Genomic DNA, 16033 nt, shown 5'->3' on the forward strand with positions numbered 1-16033 from the left:
AACATAGCCGATTAGGAAAGAAATGTATTTGATAATATTAGTTGAAAAAATGAAAATAAGAGTATGAAAAACAGAGAATGCTAGCGACTTGTTGATCACAAAATAAATGAATTTGGTTAATAGAGGAGGAATAAGACATGAGTGAATTAAACGTATTATTAGTCTGTGGGTCAGGTGCGAGTAGTGGTTTTATGGCTGCTAATATGCGAAAAGCAGCTAAAGAAAAAAATCTGAGTATGAATATTGTCGCCAGAAGTGAATCGGAAATTGAAAACTATATAGAGGAAATTGATGCTTTGATGGTTGGGCCTCATCTTGAGTATATTATTGACGAAATCGATGAAATCATCCACGGATTTCCAGTAAAAGTTATCTTAATGAGGAAAGACTACTATGCCACATTAGATGGCTCCGCGGCAATTGAACATCTATTAGCATCTGTAGCAGAAGATAACTAATACAAAAAAGGAGAGAAAAATATGAATAAATTGATTTTTTGGCTGGAAAATAGTTTTTCACCAAAGATGAATAAGATCAATAATAATCCCTGGATCGTGAGTATTAAGGATTCGATCATGCAGACACTGCCGTTCATTTTTTTAGGATCAGTCTTTTCAATGTTGGCAATTCTGAATGATTATTTTCCAGCTTTGCCAAGTTTTTGGGTACCGTTTGGCTGGACGATGGGCAAAATTTCGTTATTTGTGGCTTTTTTGATTCCTTTTAATTTGATGGAGAAAAAACGACTGCGTAAGCAGCGAATCGTTGCAGGAATGAGTGGACTCGTCTTGTTTTTAATGATTATTTCACCTCAAATTGAAAAAGATGGAGTTGTTGGTTTTGGTCATGATGCTTTAGGTGCTGGTGGAATGTTTGTAGCAATCGTGGCGGGATTGATCGCTGGTTTTGTTTTAGTCATGTTGGGTAAATTCTCATTCTTTAAGGAAGAGTCAGTGATTCCCGATTTTGTTAGAGCTTGGTTTGATTCCATGCTGCCGATCGGAATCATTATTATTTTCGGTTGGGTCGTTGTTCTGATCATGAAAGTGGATTTATATAATATTGTTTTAAGTATTTTTATGCCTTTATCCAGTTTTATGGAATCTCCAGGAGGCTTTGTCGGAATGATGTTTCTAATTTGTTTTCTTTACTCTATGGGAATTTCAACCTGGGTACTGACACCAGTTGTTCAGCCAGTCCTATTGAAAGCAATTGCGGAAAATATTGCGCTTGTTCAAAATGGAACAGCGACTGTTGAGACGCTGAATCTGGTGACAAGCAGTACATTGTATTCCGCATATCTTTGGATCGGTGGAATCGGTTGTACGATGCCGCTAGTGTTGATGATGATCCGAGCTCGTTCTAAGAAAATCAGTGCTTTAGGAAAAGCATGTATTGTTCCTTCGATTTTTAATATTAATGAACCGGTGATTTTTGGTGCTGTCGCTTGGAACCCGCTTTTGATGATCCCAATGTGGCTGCAAGGAATTATTTTACCGATTGTTATTTACATTTTTACAAAAGTGATCCCATTTGCGCCGATTCCAAAGGTTCAATTTGAATTATGGTACTGTCCATTTCCGTTTGCGACTTGGTTTACTACAGGGACGATTACGGGGCTGATTTTAATGATTGTTATTTTTGTCCTTTCTACAGCGATTTGGTATCCATTTTTTAAAGCGTATGACGATCAGGAAACAAAAGCTGAAAATCAAGGATTGAAGGAGGTATAAATCAATGGACGATTTGCTATCAGAACAGGCGATGAAGATTATTTTGTATGCAGGAGATGCGCGAGTCAACTGCCGAAATGCTCTTATCGCTGTTGAGAAAAATGATTTTGAGACGACTAAAAAAGAGATGGCTATTGCCAAAGACAATATTACTCAGGCACATCAGATTCAAACAAAAGCGATTCAAAGTGAAATGGGTGAAGATGCCAAACCTCATCCGCATTCGTTATTATTCACTCACGCACAAGATACCCTGATGACAATTTATAGTGAAATCAATTTAACGAACCATTTGATCAAAATAGCAAAACAAATCAACGAGCGTCTACTTTTGCTTGAACAAGAATAAGAAAAGAGGTCATATATATGTATCAAGTACCAACAGGATTTCCCAAAGATTTTTTATGGGGCGGAGCGGTAGCAGCAAATCAATGTGAAGGGGCGTTTGAGTATGAAGGCAAAGGGACAAGTGTTGCTGATATTAATGAATTTAGAGCGGATCTTCCATTAGAAAAGCGTTCTAATGCCGAGATTTCTACACAGTATATCGAAGAAGCTTTACGTGACAAAACAGGCATTTATCCAAAGCGTTGGGGAATAAATTTTAAAGAAACGTATCCAGCAGATTTGAAATTATTAGGAGATATGGGGTTAAAATTATTTAGAACATCGATCGATTGGTCAAGGATTTTTCCAAATGGAGATGAACAAGAGCCTAATGAAGCTGGTCTGCGCTTTTATGATAAATTGATTGATGAAATCCTTGCGAACGGTATGGAGCCGATGATCACATTGTCACATTATGAAATGCCGCTAAATCTAACGCTGAATTATCAAGGCTGGTATTCTAGAGAAGTGGTTGATTTCTTCATTCGCTATGCTAAAGTTCTTTTGGATCGCTATCAAGGCAAAGTTAAGTATTGGATCGTAATCAACCAGATCAATCTGATCAGTCACGAATCCTTTAATCATTTAGGAATCGCTGAGGATAAAGTCGATAATTTACTGGAAGCGAAATATCAAGGAGTTCACCATATGATGGTTGCTTCAGCCGCTATTACTGAATACGCTCATCAGGTAGATGAACAGTATGAAATCGGTATGATGCTTTGCGGTGGTCCTGAATATGCAGCGACCTGTCAGCCGGAAGATGTACTGGCGACATTAAAAATCAATCAAATGCAGTATTTTTTTGCGGATGTTTTATTAAGAGGCTATTATCCAGGTTATGCTTTTCGTTACTTTGAAGAACAAGGGATCAACGTCATCTTTTCAGAAGGTGATGAAGCGATTTTACGAAATACAGCTGATTATATGTCATTCTCTTATTATTATACTCAAATTTGCAATGCGCAACATGCTGAACCCTATCGGAATAAAGAACTGCCCGCAAATCCGTGGGGCTGGACGATTGACCCCTTAGGATTAAGAACGTTGTTGAATTCCTTTTACGATCGTTATCAATGTCCGATCTATATCACCGAAAATGGTATCGGTTGCTATGATGTACTTGAAAAGGATGGAAAGATACATGATGAATACAGGATCGATTATTACAAAGCGCATATCGAGCAGATGAAAGAGGCAATTAAAGATGGTGTTGATCTTAGAGGATATTGTGCGTGGGGACCGATCGATATTATTAGTTGTTCTTCATCAGAAATGAGCAAACGCTATGGTTTTATTTATGTAGACCAAGATGACTATGGCAAAGGAAGTCAAACACGCTATCTAAAAGACAGCTATGAATGGATGAAACAAGTAATTGCAACAAATGGGGAAGTTTTATAATAGATCAAAGGGGTGACATTATGAAAAAAGGTTGGGCGATGCTCATTAGTTTGGTTATTCTATTCAGTGCCTGTGGTACGAAAGACGTTGAAAAGAAAACTCAATCATCTGAAACAAAACCAATGCAAGAAACAGTGCTGTATTTTGTCCGTCACGGTAAGACGATGTTTAATACAACAGGACAGGTACAGGGCTGGTCTGATACACCATTGACTGAAGAAGGAGTTCAAGGCGCAAAAGAATTAGCTGTAGGATTGAAGCAGACACCATTTAGTTTGGCATATTCTAGTGATTTAGGTCGGGCAATCGCCACAGCAAATTATATTTTAGCTGAAGGAGACCGCAAAGGATTGAGCGTAGAAACCTTATCAGGTTTAAGGGAATGGAATTATGGTGGCTATGAAGGCCGCGATAATGCTGAGATGTGGACACCGATTTTTGAAAAAAATGGACTGAGATTTGATGAAGAGTGGACACAATACGGCGAATTAACACGAAAATTAAGTGATGAAGAAATTGCTGATGAGATTGCTGCAAATGATAAAACTAAAACTGCTGAAAATTATGCAGAAATCGTGGAACGTTCAAAAACAGCAATGGATCAAATTTTAGAAGAAGCCTCAAATAAGGGTGGTGGAAATATTTTGATTGTAGCTCATGGCAGTGAAATTCCGACAATTTTAGAAATACTTGTTCCTGGTGGATACCAGGGAGAAGAGATTAAAAATTGTAGTGTGACCAAAGTCAAGGTTGCAGGAGATAGCTTTACGATTGAAAAAATCGGCGATTTGAGCTACTTGGAAAAAGGGAAAGCAGAGCGCTAAAAAGAGGACTCTAGATCGGATTTTGATCTAGAGTCCTCTTTTTCAGTGCAGCATTCGTTTTTTATTTTCTAGTCAATTTTACGACAGCTTCACAACGTGCTGTCTGTGGAAACATGTCTACTGACTGTAAATAGTTGACATCAAAAACCTTGGCTAAATCTACTAAATCTTTTGCTAATGTAGAGACATTGCATGAAATATAGACCATTTTCTTTGGTGGCTGCTTTAAGATTGCCTTTAGTAGCTTTTGATCTAGCCCAGTTCGTGGCGGATCAACAACGATTGCATCTGGCTTGAATCCTGCTTGAAGCCATTTTGGCAACAATTCTTCGGCTGTTCCTACTTCGTAGTGGGTGTTGGTCAAGCCTAAACGTTCCGCGTTTGCTTTTGCATCTTCGATTGCAGCAGGAATAATATCCATTCCTCTGATTTCTTTGGCCTTTTTAGCAAGACTTAAGCCAATTGTCCCCACACCGCAATACGCATCGATGACCGTTTCATTTTCTTTTAGATCCAAAGCTTTGATTGCTTCGTTATAAAGAACTTCAGTTTGTTCGGGATTCAACTGGAAAAAGGCTCGTGGAGATAAATCAAATGTTACTTCATTGATTCGTTCTTCAATGCTTTCTTTTCCCCAGACATGGACCGTTTCATCGCCCATAACGATCGATGTTCGCTTGTTTTGAACGTTTTGCATGATCGATACCACTTCGGGAAGTAACTGCGTGATTTCATCAACCAATGCCATTTTTTGTGGGAATTTTTTTGATTGGGTGATAAAAACTACCTGTACTTCATTGGTTTTTATGCCAACACGTACCATCAACGTTCTAAAAATGCCGCTGTTTTTCCGCTCATTGTATACCGGTAGCTGATACTTATTCAACAGTTCAACTAAAACATTCATGACTTTTGTAGTTGCTGGTTGTTGGACAAGACAATTATCGATGGGCACTAAATGGTGGGAATCGGCTTGATATAAGCCAGCTTCGATTTCTCCATCGATTTTTCTTAGCTGGAACTGTGCTTTATTCCGATAATTCCAAGGATTGTTCATACCGATTGTTTTAAGTAATTGATAGTTCTCAAAATTTCTTGGTTTGAACTTATTCAGTGCTTGTTTCAATAAATCTTTTTTAAACGTCAGCTGTGCTGGATAAGCTAAATGCTGCAGCTGACAGCCGCCGCATTCTTCATAGACTGGACAAGGTGGTATCACTCGTTCAGGAGCTGCTTTGATGATCTTCGTCAGTTGTCCTTCAACAAAACGAGGGGCAACTTTGGTTATTTTTACAGAGATATCCTCTTTAGGTAAGGCTCCTGGGACAAAAACAATTGTTTTTTTGTAGTAGCCAATGCCTTCGCCGTTGATTCCTAAACGTTTTATTTTTAAAGAAATACTTTGTCCTTCTTTTAATAATTGTGGGGTCATGATTTCATCCTTTTATTTCGTAGTTTTTATAGTAAATAAGCACGTTTCTTTTTCTTGTTTCTTTCAACATCATCTTATTTTAGCATAATTTGCTTAGTTTAGCTTCTGTCATTTATATGTTATAGTAGAATATATGTTCTCACTAGAAAGGCGTGAAGAGATGGAAACAATCACGAAAATCACGAAAGACAAAGGTCAGTTTTATCTTATCTGGCTGTCTTCAGGAGAAAAATTACGCGTATCAGAGGATACCTTAGTCCGCCAACGCTTATTAAAAGGACAAGAAGTAACAGAAGCAATGATCGAACAAATAAAAAAGGCAGGCTCTTATGACGTAGGCTTGCAGATGTCTCTAAACTATTTAAGTTATCAACTGCGGTCAACTAAAGAGATTCTTGACTATCTGAAGGAAAAAGAAATTTTACCTGAAGATCGTAAAAAAATCGTTATTCGTTTAGAAGAGATGAATCTGTTGGACGACAAATCATATAGTGAAAGTTTTGTCAGAACGATGATGCGAACAAGTGACAAAGGCCCTAAAATGATCGAACAGCAGTTAAAACGTAAAGGGTTAAAAGATGAGGATATCCAGTACGGTCTAACTTTTTACTTGATTGAAGAGCAGGTCGAGGTAGCGAAGGCCGCTGCTGAAAAAGCCATGAGACGCTACCGGACAAAAAGTTTTAAAGATGCCTTGCAAAAAGTCCAGTTGCACTTGATGCAAAAAGGATTCAATCGTGAAGTGATCGATCTGGCGTTTGAGGAATTAGCTTTCGAAAAAGATGAAGAGCAAGAATTAGAGGTCATTAGAAAAGAAGGCGATCGTTTATGGGAAAAACATCGTAAACTCGATTCGTATAAGCGTTTAATGAAAGTCAAACAAGGTCTATTTCAAAAACAGTTTGATCCAGATATGATTCAGCAATATTTTGAGGAAAAGGAAATAGAGAATGAAGAATGAGAAGTATTGGGAGACTTGGGGAGATGAAAAACTCCAGTCTTTTCAAGAAGATTTTATTGAATGGTATGAAAAAGAAAAACGAAACTTACCGTGGCGAGTAAATCTAGATCCTTATCGGATTTGGATTTCAGAAATCATGTTGCAGCAGACGCGAGTAGATACGGTAATCGATTATTATTATCGCTTTATGGACTGGTTTCCAACAATCAAAGCTTTGGCTGAAGCGCCAGATGACAAGCTGTTAAAAGCGTGGGAAGGCTTGGGCTATTATTCCAGAGCAAGAAATCTCAAAATAGCAGCGCAACAGATCGTCACAGATTTTAATGGAGAGATGCCTAAAACAATTGAAGAAATTCGACAATTAAAAGGTATCGGACCATATACAGCAGGAGCGATTGGCAGTATTGCTTTTCAGCTACCTGAACCGGCTATTGATGGAAATGTGATGCGAGTGGTTAGTCGTCTATTTGAAATCAGTGATGATATCGCCAAAGCCAGCAGTCGAAAAGTATTCGAAGAGGCTATGTATAAAATCATCGATCAAAAACGCCCAGGAGACTTTAATCAAGCGATGATGGATCTAGGATCAGCGATCTGTACGCCCACATCACCAAAGTGTGATCAATGTCCGATCCAAAAGTATTGTTTAAGTTATGAAAAGAATACGATGACCAATTTTCCAGTCAAATCAAAGAAATTAAAGCCCAAAGATGTCTATTATATCGGCGGCATTATCGAAAATAAACAACAGGAATTTTTATTAGAACAACGCGACTCAAAAGGGTTACTGGCAAATATGTGGTTATTCCCGATAAAAGAAGTTAGTAAAGAGCGTTTTGAATTTCTACAAAAAACATGGGGAAAAGAAGAGGCGCAATTGTCGCTTGATTTCGAAGAACCACTTTTAGTTGCTGAAGAAAATCCAGAGATTTTCGAAGAGTATGACCAAGTCGTTTGGCAAAAGCGAGCTCTAGGAGAAGTAACGCATATTTTCAGTCACTTAAAATGGCATGTGTTAGTTTTTTATGGACGACAAACAGGGACGTTGACCACTAATGAAAATCAAATTTGGTCAACAAAAGAAGAATTTTCAAGTTATGTTTTTCCAAAACCGCAACAAAAAATGGTAGAACTTTACAAGAAAGAATCAAGAATAGAAGAATAATTTTTGGTGCGAACCCCAAGTGCACATAAAATCGCTAGGGGATTCGCACCAAAATTGCGGTCAATTTAGTAGTAAAACGAGGCTTTTTCTAATTCTATTTTAATGTTATACTGTTTTAAGAAGTGAAATTGGGAAGATATGTCATGTATTTTGACCAAATTCACAGTCTAGCTCTGTTTAGAGCTAGTGGATTGAAATAAAAGATATTAGATATTTTAGACGGTCTTATTGATGTCTAGCTCTGTTTAGAGCTAGTGGATTGAAATAACATCAAAAAAATTCCCATTGTATGCAGAGAAACGTCTAGCTCTGTTTAGAGCTAGTGGATTGAAATTCAATCTCGCTGAGAACGAGGAGAAGGACGACGAGCGTCTAGCTCTGTTTAGAGCTAGTGGATTGAAATAAAAAACCAAGATTGGAACATTTGAGCAATCTGATAGTCTAGCTCTGTTTAGAGCTAGTGGATTGAAATCTCAAGGTAGACCTCGGTTTGCTAGAAGAGGGAGTCTAGCTCTGTTTAGAGCTAGTGGATTGAAATCCGTTCATGCACATTCTTGATCCAAGTTTCCATACGTCTAGCTCTGTTTAGAGCTAGTGGATTGAAATCTCAATCACTTCAACCAATCCTCTAGCGACAAGCTTGTCTAGCTCTGTTTAGAGCTAGTGGATTGAAATACCAACACATATCCATCACGACTGATTCTTTCTGGTCTAGCTCTGTTTAGAGCTAGTGGATTGAAATTTTTTTGGTACCTGCAGATATGACTTGCGAATAACGCGTCTAGCTCTGTTTAGAGCTAGTGGATTGAAATTATTTTGAAGGGTTGGACGATATTCTTATCGCAGTCTAGCTCTGTTTAGAGCTAGTGGATTGAAATAATCTGTGAACGTTCCAGTGAATAAATTAATTAGTCTAGCTCTGTTTAGAGCTAGTGGATTGAAATTTAGAAGATTATCCCATTTTAATTTATGATGAAGTCTAGCTCTGTTTAGAGCTAGTGGATTGAAATACTGTTTCGATCACTTGGGCTTGAGTTGCTTCAGTCTAGCTCTGTTTAGAGCTAGTGGATTGAAATCTCATTTGTCGAATCTAACCAAGATGCCGCTAAAAGTCTAGCTCTGTTTAGAGCTAGTGGATTGAAATGTCTTTCATGCGCTCGCGTAGTCTTTTCATCTCTGTCTAGCTCTGTTTAGAGCTAGTGGATTGAAATTCTGTATACGTTGACAGGTCCAAATCTTCTTTGGGTCTAGCTCTGTTTAGAGCTAGTGGATTGAAATAAAAGAAATATGTTTGCATTGTATGGGTCTAGCTGTCTAGCTCTGTTTAGAGCTAGTGGATTGAAATCTGTTATCAAAAAATGATAATGTCGTTTCATTTCGTCTAGCTCTGTTTAGAGCTAGTGGATTGAAATGATCGTGCGGAGCAGTTTGCTGCTAAAGGGCGTAAGATCTAGCTCTGTTTAGAGTTAGTGGACTGAAATGGTGTTATTAGTGGGCAAATTCTTTCCGTTCTTTTGTCTAGCTCTGTTTAGAGCTAGACATTTGTAATGCTATAGCCAATTGAGATTTAACTTCCTACCTTTATACTTTAGTTTTTGAACATATTAATATAGACATATCACCTTCTCCTGATTTTTTAAAGAATGAAATAATCATAGTTGGTTTTAACTTCTTTATAGCACTATTAGAATTATTAAACACAAAATCTTCTAGCACATTATTGATAAATCCTGTATCTTCATTGATATCCTGTATTTGGCAAAATACTTCACCGTCACCTACAAGTTCAAATTTGTATTCACCATTTATTGAATCTGGAACGAAAAAGTTACCATAACTATTTTTCAGATGAATAGTTCCCTCTTCTTCAACAGGTAGATATTTTTCTTTTGAGGGTACTAGGTAAACTGAACTTTTTTTAGGGGTTTGAAATTTATTCGTATCGTAGAATGCTTGATTACGTACAATATCTTTTTTATTTAAATTTTCATTACCTAAAAATAATTCTTTACTACTTGTTTCAGATACATCGTAATATCCTGATGACAGCTTTTCGGAATTTGGTACTACTGTATATGTTTTGTTGCTTTTTAAGAGTGTCTCTTTAGCTGGGTTATTTTCATAAGTAAAATTTTCAGAAGCCTTGTTATTACTCAATATTCTTATTCCAAGAAAAATAACCAGACAGACACATAGGCTAGACAATAATACTTTTCTCATGAAACAATTCTCCCATCTTTGATAGTAATAATAGAATCACACAATTCCTCTATATCTTTTTTATTATGACTAGCAATAACGATGATTTTTCCATTAGACTTAAATTCTTTTATAAGCTTGTAGAAGCTGCTGATAGCTTCATCATCCAGTCCATTTGTTGGTTCATCCAACAATAATACATTAGGATTTTCGAAAATAGCTTGTGCTATAATCAATTTTTGCTTCATACCCAATGAATATTTTTTTACTGGTCTTCGATCTTTTGGATCCAGTCCAACTTTAGTTAACGCATCATCTATGTCTTTCTCACTGGCAACTTTGTTAATTTCAGAAAGTAGTTTTAAATTATCAAAAGCACTAAGTGTAGGTTCTAGCCCCTCATGTTCAATAATTAAACCTAACCTTGGTAAAAAATCAAAATCTTTACCAAGAATTTTATCATTATACGTGATAGAGCCCTCTTGAATTCGTATTAAGCCTGACATTGCACGTAATAACATAGTTTTCCCAGAACCATTTTCTCCCACTAGGCCATAGACATGACCTTCCTCAAAAATAAGATTTATATTTTTTAAAACAGAATGTTTCTTCATATTTTTTGATATATTATTAATAATTAACATTTTTATTCCTCACAAATAATTTATTTTTTTCGACGTGATATAATGCAATGCTGTGAATAGACTTATCAGTAACAAAGAAAAATAAACGACTGGGAAGCTTTCTCTCCACTCTTTACTTAAAAATAAAGGGAACTTTAGTACTTCTCCTAAAATAGGTAAATTGGATAGTATATCTGAAAAGACCATACTTCCAAGAATATAAGCATTGACTAGGACTATTGTAAAATAAAGATTTCTACTGATAAAAATAACTAACGATGAAAATATTCCTATCGTTAGTATTATTACCAATTGACTAAGATATTCACTTGTAATTGTTAAATCAGGCATTAAGAATTTTCTGATACTAATTACCAGAACAATAATACCTACATTAAGAAATAAGTCCATCAGAACCTTTTTCAAATAGAAATTCATTACTTGTCTACGATACGTATATCTGATAAGAGAATAACTTGTAATTGTTTGGTTTATTATACGAAAACATGAAAGTATTAGACAAGTGTACATATAACTGTAGATTAAAAACCATGATAAAAATTCTTTTAATGAATAGTTTTCTGACAAACCAACAATTAATGAGAACTCTATTTTCCCGTGATAATCAAAACTAAAGTCAAAAAAAAGAATGAGCAACAATATTATACTAATCTCAATATATCTCATAGAAAGTCCTTCCTTTTGAACATTTCATAATTCAAACAACATAAAAACAATGGAATGGATACTAGAATGGGCAAATATAAAGTAATACTTGTATCCAAATTTAATAGATAATAAATATAGTTCAAGTTAAAAAAGGAAAAGTAAGATTTAAATTGGAAATAACTTCCCATAATTAGAAAGGCTGATAAAAAACTGTTTGTAAACTTTCTTTTATTCCCATTTACTATTTCAATTAACATATAAAATTGAACAGATATAATTAATATAAGAAAAAAGATTAATGTTTGTTTTACATACTCAGATAAGACTATTTGGTTCGAAAAAATGAAAAATATGGGCAACCCTACAATAAAATACATAGCTATGAATTTACCGATCTCTTTACTATTTCTAATGCACATTGAAATATATAAGTTTTTTTTGGTTGATCGTACATCTTGATATACCTTATTTTCAGGTATAAATACAGCTAGAGAAAAAAGAAATAAAGGTATTAATAAAAGAATGAAAAAAGAGAGATCATAATAAGAAAAATAGTTAGTTAACTGATCTAAAATACTATTTTTATCATTAATTTTGGCCCAATATTGAGTAGTATATAATGCCAATAAAACGACAATTTGAACACTGCTTTGCAGGAATTTTTTATTATACAAAATCATATTCAAGCCACCATTTTCTTTGGATAATCAAACAGATAAAAAATAGCACTATACATGAAATGAAGTACGCTATTTTTAAAGCAAATGAATACTCTGTAAAAGGTTGAAATACTACCATTATTGAGGGCGTAAAACTAATTAATAAATACCATATGCTAATAACAATAAAAACCGTATAGTAAAGAGACTTAGTAAAAATATTTATTGTGGAGATAATCACACTCATACAGCCAGCCATAACTGCCACCATTATTATATGTAAGAAATTAGACAGTACAGGATAATTAAGTTCCCAATAGATGGAGTTAGTTAAAAATATTTTGAAATCAAATATATTAACCGATTTTTCAATCAAAAAAGGAACAGTTGTTTCTTTTATAAAAATTACTGATACAAGCATATAATTAATTAGCATTGTTATGAATACTAAGCAAAAGCCGTAGAGAAAATTGATTTGATTATAACTTTTCCAATAGTATTTGCGACTAGACCTTGCAGTTACAGACAGTACGTTTCCAGAATTAAAATCACTAAGTAACCACGAACTTGTTCCAAATATCAAGTATATGGGTAATAGCCATAGTAATAACATCTGAGCATAATGTCCTTCTGAATTACCTGCCAAGAATGTTGAGTAGTTGGGCACATATCCACCAAACGATTTATACAATAAAAATATATCAAGTAATACTAGCATAAAGAATAATAAAAAAATAAAACAACTTCTTTTATCACTAAATAAACGTCTAAAAAAATATCTCATTCTTAACTCCTTTTATGAAAATATAGTAGAGCAAAAGATCTACTATAAATAATCTAAGTTATTTTATGGGCGATTCAGCAAGCCGCCAGAAGAAGAAATAATGTAAGCAGTTTCCTCATCCCAGGTACCATAACAAGGATAGCTAGCGCTATTATAATTATTATTCTCTGCTGTTAACCTTACGTTTTGTTTGCTCGCTGATGAATACGCTGAATTATAAAGTGTAGCTCCTCCAGATTGCGCATTAAATCCTTTTGAAACATTCTCACCATTCGACTTTTCTAACCAAAAACGTGTGTACGTCATCCAACCTTCGCCAGATGATCTAAGTCGTACCATCCACGCTCTTTCTCGGTTCGTTGTTTGTCTATAACGTGTCCCAGTATAAGTGTTTTGTTGTTTTGGCTTAATTGTAAAAGAAAAATCAACATAGTTCGTTTTATAAGCTGCGTAAGCTTTTACAGTAAATCCTAACGAAACAACCACTAACAAACAAGACATTAACCATACTACCTTTTTTTCATTTCTTATCCTCCTAATTTTTTTGGGAATTCACAAATCTCAACGTCGATTGTATCATTTAAATATTTTATGGTCAATTTTATTTTTCATTTATTTCGAAATAATTTAAAATATAAAAATTGATTCTTTATCATTTACTCCCACAAGCTTCGGGGACAAATAATATAAGTTTACGAGAAGCTAAGTTTGAGATCTTAGTCTCTTTAATAAAGTGTCTTTCTCAGAGACTAGACCTAAGATAAAAAGTCTAAATCTAAAACAGGAAAATATGGAGGAACAGTTAATGTTGAAAAGATAGAATCAATATGTAAGTGATTAAAAAATATTCAGTTAGGTGGAAATACAACTTTTGGTTGTGGTAAAATAAATATAACTATTATTTAAAGATATAGGATTAAGATTTTGGTGCGAACCCTAAGTGCACATAAAATCTCTAGGGGATTCGCACCAAAATTTTGCTTATTTCAGTAGTAAAAAACAGTTTTTTCTAATTATATTTTAATGTTATGCTGTTTTAAGAAGTGAGATGGGGAAGATATGTCATGTATTTTGACCAAATTCACAGTCTAGCTCTGTTTAGAGCTAGTGGATTGAAATACTAAGCATATAGGAATTGATTTTTCAGAAAGCACAGGTCTAGCTCTGTTTAGAGCTAGTGGATTGAAATTCTTATTCGCCAAAATAAAGATAGAAGGGAGGGACTCGTCTAGCTCTGTTTAGAGCTAGTGGATTGAAATCAGTTTATATAGCTTAGGTGGTGAGATCGTGGCTAGGGTCTAGCTCTGTTTAGAGCTAGTGGATTGAAATAACTAATTTTCCTTGGTTTCATTATTCTTTTTTTCGTCTAGCTCTGTTTAGAGCTAGTGGATTGAAATTCTGCTTGCTTTGTTAAATCTGTTTTTGCCACCTACTGTCTAGCTCTGTTTAGAGCTAGTGGATTGAAATTCGATCCTAAGCCATTACCTAAGAAAGCTGAACGTCTAGCTCTGTTTAGAGCTAGTGGATTGAAATAACGATTTTGTTAACATCATCAAAAATATTAGTAGTCTAGCTCTGTTTAGAGCTAGTGGATTGAAATTCTTAATAAAAGAGTGCTAACTTACAAAATTATTGACAGTCTAGCTCTGTTTAGAGCTAGTGGATTGAAATAGAGTGCTAATGTCCAGCTATATAACCGATTAATGGTCTAGCTCTGTTTAGAGCTAGTAAATTGAAACCATATTTAGATAAAGTATAAATAGATATGCTCGTAGATTGAAATACTAATTCTGTCGAAGAGTCCATTCTATTTTTACTGCCCAGTTCCATTTCACCCTCAAAAAAACAAAATAGGTTAATATTTCTAATAGATATTTCTCTTTGTCATGAGAAATAAAACTCCTTAGTATGCAAAGTTGAAAATTATGATATAATTGAAATGATATCGGTGTAATGAACACCCAAACGAAGCGTAATCAGCTTTGATGCGCGATTTTTCGTACTAGGGAAAGTTGGGGGACTATGGCAATTCCAAAAGAAGGTGAATTTGTAACGATTCAAAGTTACAAACACGATGGGCATTTGCATCGAACATGGCGAGATACTATGGTATTAAAAACAAGCGAGTATTCACTGATTGGCGTAAACGATCATACTTTGGTCACAGAGTCTGATGGTCGCCGATGGGTTACTCGAGAACCAGCAATCGTTTATTTCCATAAAAAATACTGGTTCAACATAATAGCGATGATCAGAGAAAAGGGGGTTTCTTATTACTGCAATCTTGCGTCACCATATCTTTTAGACGATGAAGCATTGAAATATATCGATTACGATTTGGATATCAAGGTTTTTCCTGATGGAGAAAAGCGTTTATTGGATGTAGATGAATACGAATTTCATAGTAAAATCATGGAATATCCAGAAGATATCGATTTTATTCTAAAAGAAAACGTAAAAACGTTAGTAGATTGGATTAATAATGGAAAAGGACCGTTCTCTGAGGCTTATGTAGATATCTGGTATCAACGTTACCAAGAGCTATCAAAAAAATAGCGAATGTAAGATGTTAAGTGAAAACAAAACAGCACCTAAACTTGATAAAGGTTTAGGTGCTGTTTTATTATACATCTTATTTCATAGTTGCTTAGTCATTTGATAATGTTCGATGTTTGCATCAAGGAACATCTCACCTTCTTTTACATAGCCCATCCGTTCGTAAAAACCTAAAGCGGTGATTTGAGCACCTAGCGTAATTGCTTTGAAGCCTTGTTCTTTTGAGAATTCCTCTGCTTTTTCCACAATCAAGCGTCCATAGTCCTTCCCGCGATATTCTTTTTGTACAGCCATTCTCTGTAGTTTCATCATTTGATTGTCAAGTGGCAGTAAACGGCAAGTAGCAACTGGCGTATTCACATCATCATATAGAACAAAATGAATACATGATGCTTCATACTTGTCGATTTCAATGTCACTTGGTACGCCTTGTTCTATCATGAAAACTTGATGACGAATCTGAACGGCATCTAAATAAATGTCACTCATTGTATCTCTAGTTTGAACGATTTTCATTTGGCACCTCTAAATCTATTATTTTGTTTATTATACCTTAAAAATCTTTGAGAATGAAAGGAAAAAAAGTTTAGAGCTTTTGTTTTGTAAAGAGCTCAGGTATAATGAAACTTCTATCAAG

13 protein-coding genes and 2 CRISPR repeat arrays are annotated in these 16033 nt (G+C 35.1%); of the genes, 8 read left to right on the forward strand and 5 right to left on the reverse strand.

Features of this window, described 5'->3' with window-relative positions:
- Positions 1-137 precede the first annotated feature (137 nt).
- The 5 genes from BCR25_RS10605 to BCR25_RS10625 are packed head-to-tail and all read left to right on the forward strand — an operon-like array spanning position 138 to position 4348.
- Positions 138-458: a PTS sugar transporter subunit IIB gene (locus tag BCR25_RS10605; protein ID WP_069663579.1), complete on the forward strand. Its 321-nt coding sequence runs from the start codon at positions 138-140 to the stop codon at positions 456-458.
- Positions 459-479: 21 nt separating this feature from the next.
- A complete protein-coding gene (locus tag BCR25_RS10610) occupies positions 480-1733 on the forward strand; it encodes a PTS sugar transporter subunit IIC (protein ID WP_069663580.1) in 1254 nt (417 codons plus the stop codon).
- 4 nt (positions 1734-1737) lie between these two features.
- A complete protein-coding gene (locus BCR25_RS10615) occupies positions 1738-2082 on the forward strand; it encodes a PTS lactose/cellobiose transporter subunit IIA (protein ID WP_069663581.1) in 345 nt (114 codons plus the stop codon).
- Between the two features lie 17 nt (positions 2083-2099).
- Positions 2100-3524, forward strand: coding sequence for a glycoside hydrolase family 1 protein (locus BCR25_RS10620; protein ID WP_069663582.1), 1425 nt, complete (start codon positions 2100-2102; stop codon positions 3522-3524).
- Positions 3525-3544: 20 nt separating this feature from the next.
- A complete protein-coding gene (locus tag BCR25_RS10625) occupies positions 3545-4348 on the forward strand; it encodes a histidine phosphatase family protein (protein WP_069663583.1) in 804 nt (267 codons plus the stop codon).
- Between the two features lie 61 nt (positions 4349-4409).
- Here the strand turns inward: BCR25_RS10625 and rlmD are convergent, their stop codons facing one another.
- A complete protein-coding gene (rlmD, locus tag BCR25_RS10630) occupies positions 4410-5780 on the reverse strand; it encodes a 23S rRNA (uracil(1939)-C(5))-methyltransferase RlmD (protein WP_069663584.1) in 1371 nt (456 codons plus the stop codon).
- 160 nt (positions 5781-5940) lie between these two features.
- Here rlmD and recX point away from each other — a divergent pair, with 160 nt between their 5' ends.
- Together recX and mutY are read left to right on the forward strand one after the other, a co-directional pair.
- Complete coding sequence (gene recX, locus BCR25_RS10635; RefSeq protein ID WP_069663585.1) at positions 5941-6741, forward strand: recombination regulator RecX; 801 nt, start codon at positions 5941-5943, stop codon at positions 6739-6741.
- Complete coding sequence (mutY, locus tag BCR25_RS10640) at positions 6731-7906, forward strand: A/G-specific adenine glycosylase (protein ID WP_069663586.1); 1176 nt, start codon at positions 6731-6733, stop codon at positions 7904-7906. The genes recX and mutY overlap by 11 nt, the downstream gene beginning before the upstream one ends.
- Before the next feature lie 165 nt (positions 7907-8071).
- A CRISPR array of direct repeats spans positions 8072-9455; the repeat unit is 33 nt; unit sequence GTCTAGCTCTGTTTAGAGCTAGTGGATTGAAAT.
- Positions 9456-9487: 32 nt separating this feature from the next.
- Here the strand turns inward: mutY and BCR25_RS10645 are convergent.
- The 3 genes from BCR25_RS10645 to BCR25_RS10670 all read right to left on the reverse strand — a co-directional run bounded on the left by BCR25_RS10645 (position 9488) and on the right by BCR25_RS10670 (position 13341).
- Positions 9488-10126 carry a hypothetical protein gene (locus BCR25_RS10645; RefSeq protein WP_069663587.1) on the reverse strand — a complete coding sequence of 213 codons (639 nt, stop codon included), beginning with the start codon at positions 10124-10126 and terminating at the stop codon, positions 9488-9490.
- Entirely contained in the window at positions 10123-10749 is a 627-nt protein-coding gene (locus tag BCR25_RS10650) for an ABC transporter ATP-binding protein (protein WP_069663588.1), read from the reverse strand. Before BCR25_RS10650 ends, BCR25_RS10645 begins: the two co-directional genes overlap by 4 nt.
- 2154 nt (positions 10750-12903) lie before the next feature.
- On the reverse strand, positions 12904-13341 hold the full coding sequence (locus tag BCR25_RS10670; RefSeq protein ID WP_083242648.1) for a DUF2712 domain-containing protein: 438 nt from the start codon (positions 13339-13341) through the stop codon (positions 12904-12906).
- A 585-nt stretch (positions 13342-13926) separates the two neighbouring features.
- A CRISPR array of direct repeats spans positions 13927-14579; the repeat unit is 33 nt; unit sequence GTCTAGCTCTGTTTAGAGCTAGTGGATTGAAAT.
- 283 nt (positions 14580-14862) lie between these two features.
- On the opposite strand from BCR25_RS10670, the gene bph reads away from it, so the two are divergent.
- Positions 14863-15396, forward strand: coding sequence for a biofilm phosphatase Bph (gene bph, locus BCR25_RS10675; RefSeq protein WP_069663592.1), 534 nt, complete (start codon positions 14863-14865; stop codon positions 15394-15396).
- Between the two features lie 81 nt (positions 15397-15477).
- Here bph and BCR25_RS10680 read toward each other — a convergent pair whose 3' ends face one another.
- Entirely contained in the window at positions 15478-15912 is a 435-nt protein-coding gene (locus tag BCR25_RS10680; RefSeq protein WP_069663593.1) for a GNAT family N-acetyltransferase, read from the reverse strand.
- Positions 15913-16033 lie beyond the last annotated feature (121 nt).

The sequence above is a fragment of the Enterococcus termitis genome (genome assembly GCF_001730305.1).
Classification (GTDB): Bacteria; Bacillota; Bacilli; order Lactobacillales; family Enterococcaceae; genus Enterococcus_L; species Enterococcus_L termitis.